Genomic DNA, 17,597 nt, shown 5'->3' with positions numbered 1-17,597 from the left:
ACAGATCCAGCCCGATCCCCTACCAGGAGGCCCTTCATGCCGAGCAGCGTTACCGGTGAACGCACCGACCCGGAACTGCCGGTCAAGCGTGGCTGCCCGTTCACCCCGCCCGCCGCCTACGAACGGCTGCGCGAGCGTCCGTAACCCAGCCACGAGCCCGTGACCAGCCCTCCTCTCGCAGCACAAGCGATCACAAGGGACATCAACGCGCGAACCGCCCTCTCAAGTGGTTGGACCACCTAACGTTCGTGTCACTTGATGTGGGCAAGGAAGAAGTCGCGGATGTCCTCGGCGAGCAGGTCCGGTACCTCCATCGCGGCGAAGTGGCCGCCGCGCTCAAACTCCGACCAGTGCCTGATGTCGTACAGCCGCTCGGCCAGCGGTCGTACCGACTGGGTGATGTCGTGCGGGAACACCGCCACGCCGACCGGTACCGGGCACGGCTCGATCCGCCGCGGAGTCTCGCGGGACAGCCGCGCCGAGGAAGCCGCGGTGACGGTCAGCCAGTACAGCGAGATGTCGGTGAGCATCCGCTCGTCGCTGATCTGCGAGCGAGGGTCCGTCCACTGTGCGAAGCGCTCGGCGATCCAGACCAGCTGACCGACCGGCGAGTCGGTCAGCGCATAGCCGATGGTCTGCGGGGTGAGGGCCTGCAGAGCCTGGTACGGCGGACGATTCGCCATCAGCTGCCTGACCTTGTCCAGCCGGGCCTCATCAGTTTCGGACAGCTCGAGGTCGGCGTCCGGGTCCGGCCGGGTCGGCAGGTAGTTGACGTGTACCCCGACGACCTGCTCGGGTGCCTCCGCGCCGAGCGCCATCGAGATGCCCGCACCGAAGTCGCCACCCTGCGCGCCATAGCGCTCGTACCCGAGACGGCGCATCAGCTCAGCCCAGGCCCGCGCGACCCGGACGATATCCCAGCCGCGCTCATGGGTCGGCCCGGAGAAGCCGTAACCCGGGATGGACGGAATCACCAGGTGGAAGTCGCGCGACAGTGGATCGATCACGTCGAGGAACTCCAGGAACGAACCGGGCCAGCCGTGGGTGAGGATCAGCGCGAGCGCGTCCGGTTTCGACGACCGGACGTGGACGAAGTGGATGTTCTGGCCCTCGATCTCGGTGGTGAAGTGCGGAAGCTCGTTGAGCTTGGCCTCGTGCTCGCGCCAGTCGTAGCCGGCGCTCCAGTATTCGACCAGTTCCTTGAGCCGCGCCAGCGGGAAGCCGTAGTCCCACCCGGCGTCGGCGACCTCGTTGGGCCAACGGGTGCGGGAGAGCCGGTCGGTCAGGTCGTCAAGGTCGGCCTGGGGGATGTCGATGCGGAACGGCTTGATCATGCTCTCAACTCCGAAGGGTTCATTCGACGGACAAACGTTCATACCGCAAACGTTTGATGCCCGAACGATATCACGATCGTTTGCGCCTCTAACGATTCGTTACACTTGTCACATGGAGAACCCATCCGAGAAGACGCTTGCCAGGTGGGAGAGCCTGCCTAGCTGGCTGCTCACGCGGACCGCCGGCCACGCTCAGCGCCTGGTGGGCGACGGATTCTCGGCGGTGCAGGCGCGCGGCTACCACTACCGCCTGCTGGCGACGCTGGAGGAGTTCGGCCCGGCCAGCCAGGCCGCGCTGGGCCGCCGTAGTGGCATCCACCTCAGCGACATGGTCGCGGCGATTAACGAACTCGCCGATCGCAAGCTGGTCGACCGCGCTCCGGACCCCTCCGACCGGCGGCGCAACATCATTTCGCTGACCACCACGGGCAAGCGGCAGCTGCGGCGACTGGAGAAGCAACTGGCCGAAACCCAGGACGAACTGCTGGCTCCGCTGTCACTCGAGGAGCGACAGCGGTTGACCCAACTGTTGTCCAGGCTGTTGGACTACCACAACCGGCGAACCGGCACCCCCGATGAGCTCTGACCGGGAAGCGCACCCAAGAATTGCTCGAAGGCCCGCCGCCAGGAGACGCCAAAACAACACTACGGCTGGGCCTCAGTCGGAGATGATCACGGTGCATAGATCAGCGTGCTGTTGCTCGGACTGGCGTGGGTACGCCGAGCTCGACCGGCTCCTGCGTCACGCCCAAACCACAGCGACGACCGAGAAACCCGGAAGCTGCGGCTTATTCAGCTGCAAGCCCTACCTGAACGGCGTTGCCTCTGGTCGGCCACGGTGCGGTGGGAAGAGGCGAGTGCCCGGCGCGCAGCGGCGGCCAGCGCGCTGTCGTCCCCGCCGATGCCGACCCAGGCGACGTGTCCATCGGGGCGGAGAAAAGGACCGTCTGGGCGGCGCCGGCGGCGCGCCTCGCAGGTCCCTACGGACGTTTTTACCTGTACACCACACCCGTGGGAACGTCTCACTCGCCCGCAAGATCACCATGGATGATCCCTATTCTGCGGTGGCAATGAGGTCCTGCAGGAAGCGCCCCAGCCGATCCAGGAAAGACACCACGAGGGTGTCGCCAGGGCGCAGCCGGTCCAGGGCCTTCCAGAGCTCTTCGGGTTCGGCGTTCTCGCCGGACTTCTTGTCGGCGAAGATGCGGATCTGGATGAGCTGCCGGCCCCGGCGCGCTTCGCCAACGCCGGAGACCGACAGCATGTGTTGTGCTGGTCAGCTCGGGTGGAGTTCGTCCTTCCACAGTTCGCGCTCGTCACGGCGTGGGTCCGGCACGATGGTGTTGCCCGGCTGGTTGCCGCGGTGGAACGTCATCACCGGGCGGTCGGTGGTGTTGTAGGGGGTCCATCCGGCGAGATCACCGGTCTTAACGAACTCGACCCAGCGTCCATGCAGGGCGTCCGCGAGATCTTGGGGCGGCTCCGGGCCGGTGAATTCCTTGGTGTCGGGATTGATGAGTTTGTCCCAGGCGAAGGGCAGCGGAAGGCTGCGGCAGGCGCCGAGTTGGACCCGCAGAGCGTTGGGTGTGGTGGGCGAGCGCCTGCCGAACTCGAAGACATGGGTGGTGGCAGGCGCGTCCGCGCGGGCGGAGGTCGGTGATGTCGGCTGCGGCGAGGTCCTGCTTGCGAAACCTGTCCGACAAGCGGCCCTGACCTCGCGTGGCTGCCACGAGTGACGTGGCCGCGCGGAAAGCTTTTTTCATCTCCTCGGGCCGATCCCCCACAATGGGACGCGGCGCCCCCTTTGGGCAGGGAAACTGTCTGTATGGCTTTCCCGCCTCACGAACATCAGCCCTTCGCTCACCTGAGCGCGCCCAACGCGACCTTCTACCGGGAGATCCTGCGTTCCTTCGCGCGCGCGAAGGAACGTTTCATCGTGCATCTGCGGCCCGAGGACGTGGCGGCGGAGCTGCGGCGGGACAACGACGACGCGCTCGCGCAGGCGCTGGACAAGCTCCGGGAATGGGGCAACCTGCGGGCCGACGCCGACACCGGCAGGGTCACGAGCGTGGAGGACTTCCACCGCAAGCGGTACCTGTTCCAGCTCACGCATGCGGGGCAGGCTGCCGAGCAGGCGATCGCGTTCTACGAGGATGCCATCGGGAAGCGCGGGGCGCTGCAGTCGGTGGCGTTGGGAGACATCGCCGAGCAGTTGCAGTCGCTGGCCGCCCTGGCTCATGATCCGGATCCCGACCCGGCGCGCGTGCACCTCCTGCTGCTGTCCCTGTCCGATCGGTTCTCGTCCCTGGCCGACAACGCGCAGGCGTTCATGGCCTCGTTGCGGCGCGCGATCGACTTCTCCGACGGTGACGTGGCGGGGTTCATCGCCTACAAGGAACGGCTGATCGACTACATCAACCGTTTCATCGCCGACCTCGCCAACTCCGGCGCGCGGATCGCCACGCTCCTGGGCGAACTGGAGAAATGCGACCATGATCGGCTGCTGCGGCTGGCCGCGCGGCGGGAGGCCGCCGACGCGGTGCCCGACGAGGAGGACGCGGCGGAGGCGTACGGGAGAGCCGAGGAAGCGGCGTTCGCCTCCTGGTCGAATCGCTGGCGCGGGCTCCAGGACTGGTTCGTCTCCACGGGCGCCGGTCGACCGTCGCAGGCGCGGTTGCTGCGCCAGGCGGCGATCACGGCGATCAAGCAGCTCATCGATGCGGTCGGGCTGCTCAACGAGCGGCGATCCGGTCGTTCCGATCGGTCCGCGGACTTCCGTACGCTGGCGCGCTGGTTCGCCGAGGCGCCCGACGAGGAGGCGGCGCATCGGTTGTGGCGGGCGGCGTTCGGGTTGACCCCGGCCCGGCACCTGACGGTGACAGCCGCGACCCTGGAGGAATGGCGCGAGGTCGGGTCCGGGGTTCCCTGGCCGGAGGCCCCGCCGATCAGGATCTCGCCACAGCTTCGCCGTACCGGTTCCTATGAGCGGCGCGGCAGACCCAACAAGGTGGCCGACCGCTCCCAGGCACGTAGGCTGCTGCTGGAGCAGGCCGAGCGGGAGGCGAGCGAGACGGCCGCCGCCCGGGCGGCGCTGCGGACCGGCGGCCCGGTCCTGCTGTCGGAGCTGGACGTGCTCGATCAGCGGGCGTTCCGGCTGTTCCTGGGGCTGCTCAGCGACGCGCTCGCCGCCCGCCGCCCCGGGGAGACGGAGGTGAAGACGGTGAGCGCCGACGGCTCGATGGAGGTGCGCCTGACGCTCGTCGCTGACGGGGGCCAGGCGGAGATCCGTACGGAGGACGGTGTGCTCACCGGACCCGAGCACGTGATAGAGATCACCGACCTGATGGCGGCGCGATGATCTCTGACGAGGACCAGGCCCAGCGGCGGGCCGCGCTGCGCGCGCTGCTGGCCAGGCCGCTGCTGACCGCCGAACGCGACCCCGAGGCGCTGGTGCTGGTGCGCCGGCACGTGACCGAGCTGCGCGACTGGCTCTCGCGCGAGACCGGCTGGCGGCTGGCCGTGGACTCGGGTGCGGCGCGGTTGTTCAAGACCGCCCCCGACACGCGGGACGCGACCCATCCAGCGCGAGGCAAGGCGGGAGAGCCATACGGTCGGCGCCGCTATGTGTTGATCTGCCTGGCTCTGGCGACGCTCGAACGGGCGGACACGCAGACCACGCTCGGCCGGCTGGCGGAGGAGGTGCTGTCGTCCGCGGCCGAACCCGAGCTGGACTTCGACTTCACCCTCGACAGCCGCGCCGAGCGGGCCGACCTGGTGGCCGTGGTGCGCACACTGCTGGATTGGGGAGTGCTGCGCAGGGTCGCGGGCGACGAGGACGCCTACCTGTCCGCGACCGGCGACGTGCTGTACGACGTGCGCAGGCCGGTGCTGGCCGCGCTGCTCACCGGCACGCGGGGCCCGTCCACGGTCACCGCGGTCTCGTTCGAGGACCGGCTCGCCGAGCTGACGGCCGAGCCGGTCGCCGACACCGACGACCTGCGCAACCAGGCTCTGCGTCGCAGGCTGACCCGCAAGCTGCTGGAGGACCCGGTGATCTATTTCGCCGACCTCGACGAGGCCGAGCGCGCCTACCTGGCCTCGCAGCGGCATGCCATCGTCCGCCGCCTGGAGGAGGCGACCGGGCTGGTGGCCGAGGTGCGCGCGGAGGGCATCGCGATGGTCGATCCGGATGACGAGCTGACCGACGTCCGCATGCCGGAGCAGCGCACCGACGGTCACGTGACGCTGCTGGTCGCCGAGCAGTTGGCCGCCCACGGCGAGTTGACGATGGAGGAGTTGAAGTCCTTCGTCCGGCGGGCGGCCCGTGAGCACACCTCCTTCTGGCGCAAGGGCGTGACGGAGCCGGGGGCCGAGGACGGGCTGCTGTCAGGGGCACTTGCCAAGCTCACGGCGCTGCGGCTGGTCCGCGTCACCGAGGACGCCGCCATAGGCCTGCCCGCCATCGCTCGATACGCCCTGGACGAACCCGTCATCAAAGGACAATGATGCCGCCCTCCCCGACCTCCGAACGCTGGAAGCCGCTGCGCGCCGGGCTTGTCGACCTGTTCTACTACGACGTGGAGGAGTTCCACTTCCACGACGGTCGCCTGCTGCTGCGCGGCAACAACGGCACCGGCAAGTCCAAGGTGCTGGCCCTGACGCTGCCGTTCCTGCTGGACGGGGAGCTGGCCCCGCATCGGGTCGAACCGGACGGCGACCGGCAGAAGCGCATGGAGTGGAACCTGCTGCTGGGCGGCAAGCACCCGCATCCCGAGCGGCTGGGCTACGCGTGGATGGAGTTCGGCCGCCGTGCGGCAGACGGTTCGGAAGAGTTCCGTACGATCGGGTGCGGGCTGAAGGCGGTCAAGGACCGCGGCATCGTCCGGCACTGGTTCTTCCTCACCCCGCAACGCGTCGGCGCGGAGCTCCGTCTGCTCTCTTCCACCGGAGTGGTGCTCACCCGGGAGAAGCTGCGTGACGCCGTCGAAGGCCGAGGCATGGTGTACGACCGGGCCGCCGACTATCGCAGGGCCGTGGACGAGGCTCTGTTCGGGCTCGGCGAGCACCGTTACGAGGCTCTGGTGAACCTCCTCATCCAACTACGCCAGCCGCAGTTGTCCAAGAAGCCGGATGAGAAGCTGCTGTCCCGCGCCCTCACCGAGGCACTGCCGCCGCTCAGTCCCGCTCTGATCGCCACGGTCGCCGAGGCGTTTCGCGGCCTGGACGAGGAGCGGGACGCCTTGCGCGGGCTGGCGGAGGCGCGCGAGGCGGCGGCGGGCTTCCTGGTCCATTACCGCCGGTACGCCGCCATCGCGGCCAAGCGCAAGGCCGCCGTACCGCGACTGGCACACAGCCGCTACGAGCATCTGGGCCGCGACCTCGGCGAGGCCGAGGGTCGCCACGCCGCGGCGGAGGCGGAGCTGGGGGCGGCCCAGCAGGTGCTGGAAGAGCTGGAGGCACAGCGGACCCTGCTGGAGGCGCGCCGCGACGCCCTCCGGCAGAGCCCGGAAATGCGTGACGCGGAACGACTCAAGCGGACCGGCCAGGAGGCCGAGCGGCTGGCCGACCACGCCCGCCGCTGCGCGCAGGAACGGGACCGCCTCACAGGCGAGGCGCAGCGCCGCGAACAGCGCGCCCGCACGGCCCGGGACAAGGCCGACGCGGCAGGCCGCGACCTCGGCCGGGTGAGAGACCTGACCATGTCGGCCGCCCGTGCGGCGCGATGCGAGCCCGAAACCGCCCGCATCGCACCGTCCGAGCCCGATCACCTCATCACCGCCGACCAACCGGAGCTGGCGCGGATCAGGCGTGCGGCGGAGGAGCTGGCGGACCGTCGGGAACAGGCGATCGGCGAGCTGGAGCGGCTCATTGACGGCGTGCGGCAGGCTCAGGAGCGGATGAGGTCCGCGCGTGCCGAGGTGGAGCGGCTGACCGCGGAGACGCAGGCCGTCGCCGAACGCGTCGCCGACGCGGAGGAGGCGGTGGGCGGAGCGGTCGCCGGGCTCGTCCAGGAGTACACCCTCTACCTGGCCGGTCTTGTCGAGCTGCGGCTGGACGATCCCGATGAGGTGATCGCGGCGCTGGAGTCCTGGGCCGCCTCCACCGACGGCCCCAACCCGGCCGCGAGCGCCGTGGGCGACGCGGCCAGAGCGGCCACCGACGCTCTCGGCCGGTTGGGCGCTGAGCTGGACTCCGGGTTGGAGGAGGCGACGCAGGCCGCCGCGGACCTGTCGGAGGAGATCGTACGGCTGGAGGCAGGCGGCCACGAGACGCCGCCTCCACCTCACACGCGCGACCCCGCCACCCGCCCCGGCCGTCCCGGCGCGCCCCTGTGGAAGGTGGTGGACTTCGCCGGCGCCCTGCCTGCCGACCATCGGGCCGGGCTGGAGGCGGCGCTGGAGGCCGCCGGGATCCTGGATGCCTGGGTGACGCCGGACGGGAAGTTGCTGGCCGGGGACGACACCGTCGTCGTGGCCGGCGAGCCGCTGACCGGCCCATCCTGCGTCGCCGTCCTGCGGCCGGCCGTGGACCGGGCCGATCCACAGGCCGCGGCGCTGGCCGACGGCGCCGTGGAGGCCGTGCTGTCGGGCATCGGGCTCGGATCCGGCCACGGTCGCCGGGCGTGGGTGGCGGTGGACGGCCGGTGGGCGAACGGCGTACTCACCGGATCGTGGCACAAGGTTGAGGCCCGCTACATCGGCGAGGGCGCTAGAGAGGAAGCGCGGCGGACCCGGCTGGCGACGCTTCGCAGGGAGCTGGACCAGGCGAATCGGCGAATCGACGACCTGCGCGGCCGGCTTGAGTCGCTCGCCGCGCGCCGGGACAGGCTCGCCGCGGAACACCACGGCCTGCCTCCGGACGCCGACCTGCGGGAGGCGCACGTCAAGCGCGCCACCGCGTACGAACGGCGGGACGAGATCGACGCCGCGCATGCCGCGGCGGCCCAGCTACTTCGCGACCGGCAGGACGAGCTCCGGGACGCGGGCATCCGGGCCGAGGAGTTCGCCGCGGACGTCGGCCTGCCCGCCGAGCTCGGCCCGCTCGGCGAGGTCAAGGCCGCACTCACCCGCTACCGGCTGGCCTTGGCCCAATTGTGGCCCGCCGTACATGCCTGGGGCGACGCGTGCGAGAGCGCCGCGGACGCCGAAGAGGAGCTCGGCCGGACGAAAGAGCAGCTCGACGATGCCACCGAACTGGCCGCGAAGGCAGGCGAGGAGGCAGACGTCGCGGCCGAGGCGTACCGCACCCTGGCCGCGACCGCCGGCGCCGCGGTCGAGGAGTTGTTCAGTCGGCTCGACCAGGTGGAGCGCGAGCTGAGCGAGCGTGCCATCGCTGAGCGCACCACTCGCCGACGCGAGCAGAAGGCCCTGCAAGAGCGCGGCAAGGCCGAGGGCGAGCGCGACAACCTGCGTAAACAGATCGAGGAGGCGGCCACGGCACGCGACACCGCCGTGCGCGAGTTCCAGTCGTTCGCCGCCACCGGCCTGCTGAATGTCGCGCTCGCCGACCTGGACGTGCCTGACACGGGCGGCGAATGGGCGGCGACGCCCGCCGTGCTCCTGGCCAGGACGGTCAACGCCGAGCTCGACGCCGTGGACGACGGCGACGGCCCCTGGGATCGGGTGCAGAAGAAGGTCGCCGAGGAGCACAAGTTGCTGTCGGACGCCATGGCGAGACACGGGCACTCCGTCGGGCTGACTCTGCGCGACGGCGTCATGATCGTGGACGTGGTCTTCCAGGGCCGTACCAGGGACATGCCCGAGCTGGCCGGGGCGCTGGCCGAAGAGACCGAGCAGCGCGCTCAGCTCCTGTCGGCCAAAGAACGCGAGATTCTGGAGAACCACCTGCTCAACGAGGTCGCCGGCACGCTACATGAGCTGATCGCCGCGGCCGAGTCCGAGGTCCAGGAGATGAACGCCGAGCTGGAATCCCGCCCCACCTCCACCGGCATGCGGCTGCGCCTGATCTGGAAGACGGCCAGGAACGCCCCCGACGGGCTCGACCGGGTCAGGGGCAAGCTCCGCCAGACCGTGGATGCCTGGTCCACCGCCGACCGGTCCGCCGTCGGCGCGTTCCTGCAGGAGCGGATCGCCCGCGAACACGCCGACAATCCAGCCGCGGGCTGGACCGAGGCATTGACCAGGGCGCTGGACTATCGCACCTGGCACGAGTTCGCGATCCAGCGGCTCCAGGACGGGCAGTGGCGAGCCGCGACCGGTCCAGCCTCCGGCGGCGAGCGGGTGCTGGCGGCATCGGTGCCGCTGTTCGCCGCCGCCTCGGCCCACTACAAGTCCGCGGGCAACCCGCACGCGCCGCGCCTGGTCGCACTGGACGAGGCGTTCGCCGGGGTCGACGACGACTCCCGGGCCAAGTGCCTCGGCCTGCTGGCCACGTTCGACATGGACGTGGCGATGACCAGCGAGCGCGAGTGGGGCTGCTACCCGCAGGTCCCCGGCCTGGCGATCTGCCAGCTGTCGCGCCGTGACGGCATCGACGCCGTACTGGTGACGCCCTGGCGGTGGGACGGGCGCGAACGGCGGCGGGTGGACCGCCCTGCCAGCACGGTGCCCGCGCTGTCCCCCGCACCCCCCGTGCGGCAGGACGGCTTGTTCGGCATGGACGAGGACGGTGTGCCCGGTTGAGCGGCGGCGACACGGACGGCTCCGTGACAGGCGACGGCGCGAGCGAGAGGCTGGTGCGGCTGCTGGGCGGCGATGAGATCGCCTGGCTGGTCGACCGGACACGCCACCGCCTGGAGCAGGGCAAGCCACTGACCGGGACGGTGACGCTCACGGCCGCGACCCCGGCCCAGCGCCGGGCGGCCCAGGTGCTGCTCGGCCGCCGCGCGGGAGCCGGTTCCTCACTGTCGGTCTCCTTGGACGAGGTGGACCGCATCCTGCGAGCCAGTGGCGTCACCGCGGACGGGCTGCGCGAAGCCGTCGTCCGGCTGCGCGGCCCGATCCGGGATCTGTCCGGCGAGAAGGCTGCGCGGACGGCGGCCTGGGAACGGGCTTTCACCAGGCTCGATGCGCTCATCGCCGACCGGCCCGAGCTGTCCGGGTGGCGATCGTGGCTGGAGTCCACCGGCCTGGTCAGAAGGCTCGCCGCCACGGCCGGAGAGGCACGTACCCTGCTCGACCGGCTGAGCGCCGTGCTGGAACGGCTGCCGTCGCCGGGCACGCCCCTCGGCAGGTTGGCCGCCGAGACCTGTGGCGACGCACACGGTCTGGACGAAGGACGCCCGCTCGCGACCCTCGCCCTGTCCGCGGCACGCGCCCTGTCCGGCCTGCCGTACGCGGGCGAAAGCGGCGCGGACGCCCGCCGCTCGGCCTGGGCCGCGGTCGGCGTGCACCTCGACGACCTGTCCTCACTCGTGCTCTGCCTGGGGCTGCCGGGTGACGACCGCTCCCCCACCGGACGTGTGCTCAGCGCCGCCAGAGCGGCGGGCGAGCCGTGCGTGCTGACCCTGCGCCAGCTCCGCCGGCATGAGTCCCCCTTTCCTGCCGGCCTGGTCAGGATCTGTGAGAACCCAGTGGTGGTGGCCGCGGCGGCCGACGAGCTGGGAGCCTCCTGCCCGCCCCTGGTCTGCGGGGGCGGCCGGCCGTCGACGGCCGTCTGGCGGCTGCTGGACCTCCTCGCGGCCGGCGGCGCGACGTTCGCCTACCACGGCGACTTCGACTGGGGCGGGATCGCCATCGCCGCCTCGGTCCACGAACGGCTCGGGTTCCTGCCGTGGCGCTTCGACGCCGCCTCCTACCAAGCCGTGCCCTCGTCGGCGCCGCTGTCCGGTCAGGCCCGCCCGACCCCCTGGAATCCGGGGCTCGCCGTGGCGATGGAGCGACGCGGCGTACGGGTCGAGGAGGAACTCGTGCTTGCCGAGTTGATCGCCGACCTGGTCCCGAAGAGGCGTGGCGGGCACTGGAGGCCCAGATGACACCGCCCGCCCTCCCCCTTCCCGATCTGCGGCACGGGGGAAGCCTGGGGTGCCCGTGAACGCAGGCCCAAGAAACCAGATAAGCCCGGCAAGAGCATGAGGTCGAAGAAGAAACGGCGCCGTTATGGATGTCATGAAGCAGGCCGGGACTCTCAAGGAGCGGCTGGTCGATCTCGCCCTGTCACCCCGGTTCGCCCGCGAGTTCGACAAAGCCTACGAACAGAGCCACCCCCGGCGGTCGCTCATCACCGCGCCCCAGAACCGGGATGATTCGCTGGCGGTGGCATGGTCGAGCGGGGGTCTGGCCAGCCAAATCCCGAGGACGTGCGGTGCGCCGAGAGCCACCAGCCGGACGGGACCCGGCGCGACGACGCCGAGACGGTCGACCGCAGGGCCACCGGCATGCGGGCTGACGGGCTGGGGACGATGGCGATCTGGATCTACGTGTCGGCGATGGCGGCGCTGCCGGAAACCGGCGACCAGGTGCTGTAGGCGCACGGCCCGCCGGCGACGCGGCCGCCGATTATCCGGTCGGCGCGTCCGCGCCCACATCCGGACCGCTGAGGCTCGCTTCCGTCGCGTCGAGGCTCACGTGCGAGGCGTCGAGGTTCATGTCCTGGGTGCCTATGACGGACAGCAACTCCAGCTGGGCCGCACCCTGGCTGCCGGGCGGCGCGGTGAACCACAGCAGGCGCTGGCGGCCGTCCTCGCTGAACAGGCTGTGGCAGTCCACCTCGATGATCCCCAGCGCCGGGTGGACCAGGCGCTTGTGGTCCGCCCGGCGCAGCGCAACGTCATGGGCGTCCCACAGGGCGGCGAACTCGGCGCTGCGCCGCCGCAGCGCCGACACCATCCGCACCACGTGGGCGTCGCGGCCGCGCCGGGCAGCGACCGCCCGCAGGTCGGACACGAAGACCCGGGAATGGTGCGGGTGCTCGTCCGGCGGGTAGAGCGCGCGGGCGGCGGGGTCGGTGAACCAGCGGTAGACGTAGCTGGCCTCCGGGCCGCGCCTCATCGGGTGCCGGCCGATCAGCGCGGCGGCCAGGTCGTTCTGTACCAGGGTCTCGTGCAGGTCAGTGATGATCATCGCGGGCGTCGTGGCCAGCCGGTCCAGCATGGCCAGCATGGCGGGCTGGACGTGCGCGGTCGGGCCGTGCGCCGCCGGGACAGGCCGGCCCGCGAGATGGAACAGGTGATCGCGCTCGTCGCCCTCCAGCCGCAGCGCGCGGGCGAGCGCGGCCAGCGTCTGGGCCGACGGCTGGGCGCCGCGCCCGCGCTCCAGCTCGGTGCAGTAGTCCGCCGACAAGCCCGCGAGCTGCGCGACCTCCTCCCGGCGCAGCCCGGGCACCCGGCGCCGGGGGCCGGCGGGCTGGCCGACGTCGGCCGGCCGGACGCGGGCGCGGCGAGTCTTCAGGAACGCGGCGAGTTCGCGGAGGTCCACCTCGATCGCGACCGGCGCGATCGGCGTCAATCCGGTCGACGTGCACGTACGCTCGGGCACCCTGCCGCTCCTCGGCGAGCCGCCGTTCACGCTCGGCTGGGACGTCGCCGGCGTCGTCGAGGCCGTCGGCCCCGGCGTGTCCGCCTTCGCCCCCGGCGATGAGGTCCTTGGCCTGCTCGCCATGCCCGGCGCGGGCAACACCTACGCCGAGTACGTCCTCGCGGCTGTCAACGAGATCGTGCCCAAGCCCGCCGACTTCAGCGTCGAGCAGGCGGCGGGCCTGCCGATGGCCGGTCTCACCGCCTGGCAGAGCCTCGTCGGCCTGGCCCGGGTCGAGAAAGGGCAGCGGGTCCTGGTGCACCGTGCCGCCGGCGGCGTCGGCCACCTCGCCGTACAGGTCGCCAAGGCCCGCGGCGCCCACGTCGTCGCCACGGCGAGCCCGGGCAAGCACGAACTGCTGCGCCGCCTCGGCGTGGACGAGCCGGTCGACTACCGGACCCGGGACTTCACCGAGATCGACCCGGTCGACGTGGTGCTCGACCTGGTCGGCGGCGCGTACGGCGACCGATCCGCCCGCGTCGTCCGCCCCGGCGGCCTGCTGGTCAGCGCCTACCCACAGAACACCGGAATCACGCCGGACCGGATCGCCGGGCTCGGCATCCGGCACGCCGTCCTCGTCGTGCACCCGTCCGCTCCCGACCTCGCCCGGCTGACGGCACTCGTCGTCGAAGGGCGGCTCACCGTGCACGTCGACCAGGTGCTGTCGCTGGCGGAGGTCGCCAAGGCGCACGAGGTCATCGCAGGCGGGGCGGTCACCGGCAAGCTCGTGCTCGTGCCCTGACAGCGGCCGCACCCCTCTACTCCCTGGACCACCGAAGGCCCCGTACCAATGAAGGCAAGGAGAATCATGAGACGCGGTATCGCCCTACTCCTCGGCGCGGTCCTGGCAGCGGGCCCCAGCCTGCCTGCGCACGCGCACCCCAGCCACCCGACGCCCACGACACCCGGCGCGACGCCTGCGGCGGCCGAACCGACCTACGGGAAGGGGTGGCAGCCTCGGGCGGCGATCGGCGGCGGGCCCCGCCAAGAGCACAGCGTCGCCGCGCTCGGCCACCGGGTCTACGTCATCGGCGGCATCGTCCCCAACCCGGCCGGCGGCGTCGCCGCCACCGGGCGGACAGAGGTCTACGACACCCGGCGCGACACCTGGTCGGAGGCGGCCCCGCTGCCCGTCGTGATGAACCACCCCAACGTGGCGACGGTCGGTGGCCGGATCTACGTGCTCGGCGGGCTGTCCGGCGGCGCGTCGTGGCAGGCCCTGCGTGACGGCTTCGTGTACGACCCGCGTACCGACCGGTGGACACCGTTGCCGCCGATGCCGGCCGGCATGGAGCGGGGGAGCGCCGCGATGGGCGTACGCGGGACGAAGATCTATCTCGCGGGCGGCATGCGCACGCTGACGCCCGGCCCCGGCGGCCTGCAGGACACGGTGGACCTCGTATCGTCGTACGACGTCGTTACCGGCCGGTGGGAGAGCCTGCCGAGCCTGCCGCAGGCGCGCGACCACGTCGGCGGCGCCATCGTCGGCGCGACCTTCTACGTGCTCGGCGGCCGCGACCGGGGACAGGTCAACGTGCGCGACACCGTGTACGCGCTCGACCTGCGCTCGCGCCGCTGGTCGGAGCGCGCGCCGATGCCGACGGCCCGCGGTGGGATCGCCGCCGCGGCCGTGGGCGGCAAGATCTACACGTTCGGCGGCGAGGGACGGCACGACGGGACGAACCCGAACACGGTCTTCGCCGAGGCCGAGGCGTACGACACGGCGCGCGACCGCTGGGTGCGCCTGGCGCCGATGCCGGTGCCCCGGCACGGGACCGCCGCCGTCGCGGTGGGCGGCACGATCTACATCCCCGGCGGCGGTACCGCGGGCGGCGCGGCCCCCGTGGACGTCAACGACGCCTACCGGCCGAGGGCCGTCGGGCGTCAGGCGGCCTCGTAACCGGGAAAGAGCGGCCCGGCAGACGATGACCGGCTGGGGCGACGTGATCTGGCGGTGGCTTCGAAGCGGGTGCCGCAGGTTCGAATCTGCCGGGGCGCGCGTCTCCACCAGGCATTTCGGCCCGTGACCTGCGGCTTCTCAGCCGCAGGTCTTCTGCTTTGGTGGACCTTGGTAGGCAGCCAAAAGCGCTCGTACGCAGCCGTAGGACCATGATCCGGGGAGATGGCCGGGATGATCTCGGCGGTGTTTACTCAGGTCAGACACCGCTTCGGAGAACGACTGGCCATGACCCTGAACGCCGACGGCGACCCGACGATCGTCTGGATCGACCACAAGCTCGCGCCGCCCGGCCTCAGCTGGAACCTGCACGTCACCACCCACTCAACCTCACCCCTGGCTGTGAGAGGAGAAACCCCCTGTGACCCGGTCGTACCGTTGCCGCACCGTGGAGACGACGGCATGGTCCCGGCCGCGCCGACGCGGCACGGCTCCAACAGACATACGCCGTCTGAGCGAGGCGTTCGGCGACGCGCTGCGGGTGCCCGGCAACTGGGACACCCATCGCGACCGTGAGGCAAGGCCACAACTCTCCTATGTCTGCGGACATGCTGCCGACGCTCTCGTGCGCGAATCCTTTGAACTCGGGGCACACCACCTCACGACGTGCCCCGCTCTGTGAGCGATTCGGGATCGGCCTTCCGCCGCATAGCCAGCGAATCCGCTGCAACCTGGCGATACACGCAATTGGCGATCAATAACCAACTTCGCGCTTCAGACGCCCTCTCATGGCCGCCGTCAGTCAGGACCGCCCCGAACCCCTCACTCTCGCTCGTGCTGACCACCGATGCCGGCACCACCCTCGAATCGAGTGGCGCGGGCAAGGACTCGGCGGGAGGCCTCGAGTTGCTGATCCTTGTTGATCTCGAGTGTCCGGAAGTACGCCGCGTTCGCGCGAATGGCATCTTGCTGAATGCGTTTCTCCGCCGCGGCCCAGATCGAGACGAGATCGGTCTTCTCTTTGCACCACACGTCTGTCTGCGCCGCCGTGATCTCATGACGGGAGGGACTCCCGGCGCTCATCCACCGCTCGTCGGTGACGGCCGCGAGCGGGTCCGGGTAATGAAACCCCTTCTCTCTCATGCATGCGCTCCATGCGCGAAATGCCACTCCGACATCTCCGTCGCGCCGAGATTCGTCGAACGTCTGGCTGATGAGGGAGTTGAACAAGGACGCGTCGATATTCTGGGTGTCCTTCGAAAGAGTTTGACGGGCTTTCTGCGAGCAGCCGTCCGCATCCTCGGCGGGATCGCCATAGGCGGCCCGTCGCGCCGCAGGCGACAGTTGCTTCATTCGGTCGTCCCGTGCCGCGTTGTACTGCGCCACCGATGGCCGGTCGAAGGGCGTGTGGTAGCCGAAAAGGCGGCCGATCTGCGGTTCGATGACGCCGTAACGGCGGCGGTTCTGCGGTTCGATGTCCTCCCCGTCCGGGAGGGGCACAACGTTCCACTCCATCCCCTGGCCGCGCATGCAGTCACGGATGAGGAGATCCTCCGCGGCCTCGATCGTCACGATCTCAGCCGGGGAGAAGTTGTAGGCGTCGAAGGGGACGACGAGTTGCTGAGCCTCTTCACCCGGGAGCGGAACATGTACAGCAGACGCTGTCGTCTCGTCCGGTTGAGTGGGGGATTTCGCCGTGACCGCCGAGCAGCCACCGGCTGCGATGACGAGTGCCAGCACCGCGCTCGTCAGCCGAACAGACACGTTGAGCTCCTATCAGACATGGGCGGAGTGCGGCGACGGTGGCGCCGGGTGCACACTCCGCCCCTACCCGTGCGACTACCTGAGGGAGCTCGCTTTATTGTCGAAACCGTTATTGCTGAAGTCTTCGTCCTCGCTGTTGGGCTTGGCGGTGTAACCCACCGCCCCCGCGCAATTGGCGCTGTTATACAGCCTTACGGACCGGCCCGTGTCATTGATCATCGAGCTCGCGCTGTTGTTCATGGGGCCATCCACGTTCTTACAGGTGCCGTCCGGCCAGAACAACACGTACTTTCCACCCCAGAAGTTGTGTTCGTCATGCTGGAACAGGCAGAACGTGCCGCATGGCGTGGCGGCCGAGCTGGCCTGAGCCGTGGCGCTCGAACCGAACAGGGCAGCGGCGCTCAGCAATACGGCGCCTACGGTGAGAGTGGTCTTACGCTTCACGTGACATACTCCAATTCGATTGATTCGCCACAACACTTGTCCGTACCGTAGCCCTCAAGACAGGGCCGAACCAGCGCGCGATTCTCTTGGCTTCACGCCCTCCGATCCGACTCCTATCGTCAGGCACTCGCCACGCTACCCGACATCGGCACATCAGACCTAGGCACAGACTCGACGCTTTTTTAACACCGCGTCTACAAGAGATTCAACGCGACCCCCTGTTTCCTCCCCGTTTCCACCCCGCCAGGACCTATCCAATGAGCCCTTTTCGTGCGCCCAGAATAGTGGGAGGTGAAGCCGTGACGTAGCTCTTCGTACGCTCGTCGTGGCTTGCCGGCGCGGGCACGAGGCCCGGTAGCGTCACCTACTAGAAAGTCTCTGCCATAGCACCCACACCCTGAAGAACGGGAAGACCTTGCGAGGCGCTCGCGACAGACGTCATTCTGACCAGGTAAAAGGTGGTGAGAGACGACGGCAAGGTGGTCGAAATACGTTTCGAGCTTCATCCATGGCGCTAGCGACAGAATGTCGGCAAGGCTGTGCGCGTCCGGCCGTTCCACTGAACCTTTTCCAACCTCCCCTACGGATACCCCGGGTAACAGCGTGATCGCGATGCCGGCGTTCGGCCGGTGACATGAAGAAGCTCCTGGTAGACGGGTTGATCACCACAATCCGCACCATCAC

13 protein-coding genes are annotated in these 17,597 nt (G+C 70.1%); 8 read left to right on the top strand and 5 right to left on the bottom strand.

Annotated features, from left to right (window positions below; all coding sequences use genetic code 11):
• Positions 1-251: 251 nt before the first annotated feature.
• Positions 252-1,334 carry an epoxide hydrolase family protein gene (locus E1294_RS44380; RefSeq protein ID WP_132517538.1) on the bottom strand — a complete coding sequence of 361 codons (1,083 nt, stop codon included), beginning with the start codon at positions 1,332-1,334 and terminating at the stop codon, positions 252-254.
• A 112-nt stretch (positions 1,335-1,446) separates the two neighbouring features.
• On the opposite strand from E1294_RS44380, the gene E1294_RS44375 reads away from it, so the two are divergent.
• The gene (locus E1294_RS44375; protein WP_132517536.1) at positions 1,447-1,920 is read left to right on the top strand and encodes a MarR family winged helix-turn-helix transcriptional regulator; all 474 of its coding nucleotides are present in this window, start codon (positions 1,447-1,449) and stop codon (positions 1,918-1,920) included.
• Positions 1,921-2,388: 468 nt separating this feature from the next.
• Here E1294_RS44375 and E1294_RS44365 read toward each other — a convergent pair whose 3' ends face one another.
• Positions 2,389-2,598, bottom strand: a complete 210-nt coding sequence (locus E1294_RS44365; protein WP_220448294.1) for a recombinase family protein — start codon at positions 2,596-2,598, stop codon at positions 2,389-2,391.
• 561 nt (positions 2,599-3,159) lie between these two features.
• Between E1294_RS44365 and E1294_RS44360 the strand changes: the two genes are divergently transcribed.
• The 5 genes from E1294_RS44360 (at position 3,160) to E1294_RS53600 (ending at position 11,760) form a co-directional block, all read left to right on the top strand.
• A complete protein-coding gene (locus E1294_RS44360; protein ID WP_132517532.1) occupies positions 3,160-4,692 on the top strand; it encodes a TIGR02677 family protein in 1,533 nt (510 codons plus the stop codon).
• Entirely contained in the window at positions 4,689-5,840 is a 1,152-nt protein-coding gene (locus tag E1294_RS44355; protein WP_181958651.1) for a TIGR02678 family protein, read from the top strand. The genes E1294_RS44360 and E1294_RS44355 overlap by 4 nt, the downstream gene beginning before the upstream one ends.
• Positions 5,840-9,976 (top strand): TIGR02680 family protein, encoded by a 4,137-nt coding sequence (locus E1294_RS44350; RefSeq protein WP_132517530.1) that lies wholly within the window; start codon positions 5,840-5,842, stop codon positions 9,974-9,976. The genes E1294_RS44355 and E1294_RS44350 overlap by 1 nt, the downstream gene beginning before the upstream one ends.
• 23 nt (positions 9,977-9,999) lie before the next feature.
• Positions 10,000-11,268, top strand: a complete 1,269-nt coding sequence (locus E1294_RS44345) for a TIGR02679 family protein (RefSeq protein WP_132517528.1) — start codon at positions 10,000-10,002, stop codon at positions 11,266-11,268.
• Positions 11,269-11,592: 324 nt separating this feature from the next.
• A complete protein-coding gene (locus E1294_RS53600; protein ID WP_165977827.1) occupies positions 11,593-11,760 on the top strand; it encodes a hypothetical protein in 168 nt (55 codons plus the stop codon).
• Between the two features lie 31 nt (positions 11,761-11,791).
• On the opposite strand, the gene E1294_RS44340 is transcribed toward E1294_RS53600, so the two are convergent.
• Positions 11,792-12,769 carry a helix-turn-helix transcriptional regulator gene (locus E1294_RS44340; RefSeq protein ID WP_246083716.1) on the bottom strand — a complete coding sequence of 326 codons (978 nt, stop codon included), beginning with the start codon at positions 12,767-12,769 and terminating at the stop codon, positions 11,792-11,794.
• Here E1294_RS44340 and E1294_RS44335 point away from each other — a divergent pair.
• Together E1294_RS44335 and E1294_RS44330 are read left to right on the top strand one after the other, a co-directional pair.
• Positions 12,750-13,550 carry an NADP-dependent oxidoreductase gene (locus E1294_RS44335; RefSeq protein WP_132517526.1) on the top strand — a complete coding sequence of 267 codons (801 nt, stop codon included), beginning with the start codon at positions 12,750-12,752 and terminating at the stop codon, positions 13,548-13,550. The genes E1294_RS44340 and E1294_RS44335 overlap by 20 nt on opposite strands.
• Before the next feature lie 66 nt (positions 13,551-13,616).
• Positions 13,617-14,708 (top strand): Kelch repeat-containing protein, encoded by a 1,092-nt coding sequence (locus E1294_RS44330; protein ID WP_132517524.1) that lies wholly within the window; start codon positions 13,617-13,619, stop codon positions 14,706-14,708.
• 819 nt (positions 14,709-15,527) lie between these two features.
• Here E1294_RS44330 and E1294_RS44325 read toward each other — a convergent pair.
• Both E1294_RS44325 and E1294_RS44320 read right to left on the bottom strand, forming a co-directional pair.
• Entirely contained in the window at positions 15,528-16,469 is a 942-nt protein-coding gene (locus tag E1294_RS44325) for a hypothetical protein (protein ID WP_132517522.1), read from the bottom strand.
• A gap of 75 nt (positions 16,470-16,544) precedes the next feature.
• The gene (locus tag E1294_RS44320) at positions 16,545-16,913 is read right to left on the bottom strand and encodes a peptidase inhibitor family I36 protein (protein WP_165977826.1); all 369 of its coding nucleotides are present in this window, start codon (positions 16,911-16,913) and stop codon (positions 16,545-16,547) included.
• Positions 16,914-17,597 lie beyond the last annotated feature (684 nt).

Origin of the sequence: Nonomuraea diastatica (assembly GCF_004349015.1) — a bacterium.
Classification (GTDB): Bacteria; Actinomycetota; Actinomycetes; order Streptosporangiales; family Streptosporangiaceae; genus Nonomuraea; species Nonomuraea diastatica.
The sequence above is the reverse complement of the archived record's forward strand: the minus strand, read 5'-3'. Positions and strand labels throughout refer to the sequence as shown.

What these genes read in the sequence shown, in the direction of transcription:
- E1294_RS44350 (WP_132517530.1), top strand. Translation starts at nt 5,840, where the DNA reads ATGCCGCCCTCCCCGACCTCCGAACGCTGGAAGCCGCTGCGCGCCGGG.
- E1294_RS44360 (WP_132517532.1), top strand. Translation starts at nt 3,160, where the DNA reads ATGGCTTTCCCGCCTCACGAACATCAGCCCTTCGCTCACCTGAGCGCG.
- E1294_RS44375 (WP_132517536.1), top strand. Translation starts at nt 1,447, where the DNA reads ATGGAGAACCCATCCGAGAAGACGCTTGCCAGGTGGGAGAGCCTGCCT.
- E1294_RS44365 (WP_220448294.1), bottom strand. Translation starts at nt 2,598, where the DNA reads ATGCTGTCGGTCTCCGGCGTTGGCGAAGCGCGCCGGGGCCGGCAGCTC.
- E1294_RS44355 (WP_181958651.1), top strand. Translation starts at nt 4,689, where the DNA reads ATGATCTCTGACGAGGACCAGGCCCAGCGGCGGGCCGCGCTGCGCGCG.
- E1294_RS44330 (WP_132517524.1), top strand. Translation starts at nt 13,617, where the DNA reads ATGAGACGCGGTATCGCCCTACTCCTCGGCGCGGTCCTGGCAGCGGGC.
- E1294_RS44380 (WP_132517538.1), bottom strand. Translation starts at nt 1,334, where the DNA reads ATGATCAAGCCGTTCCGCATCGACATCCCCCAGGCCGACCTTGACGAC.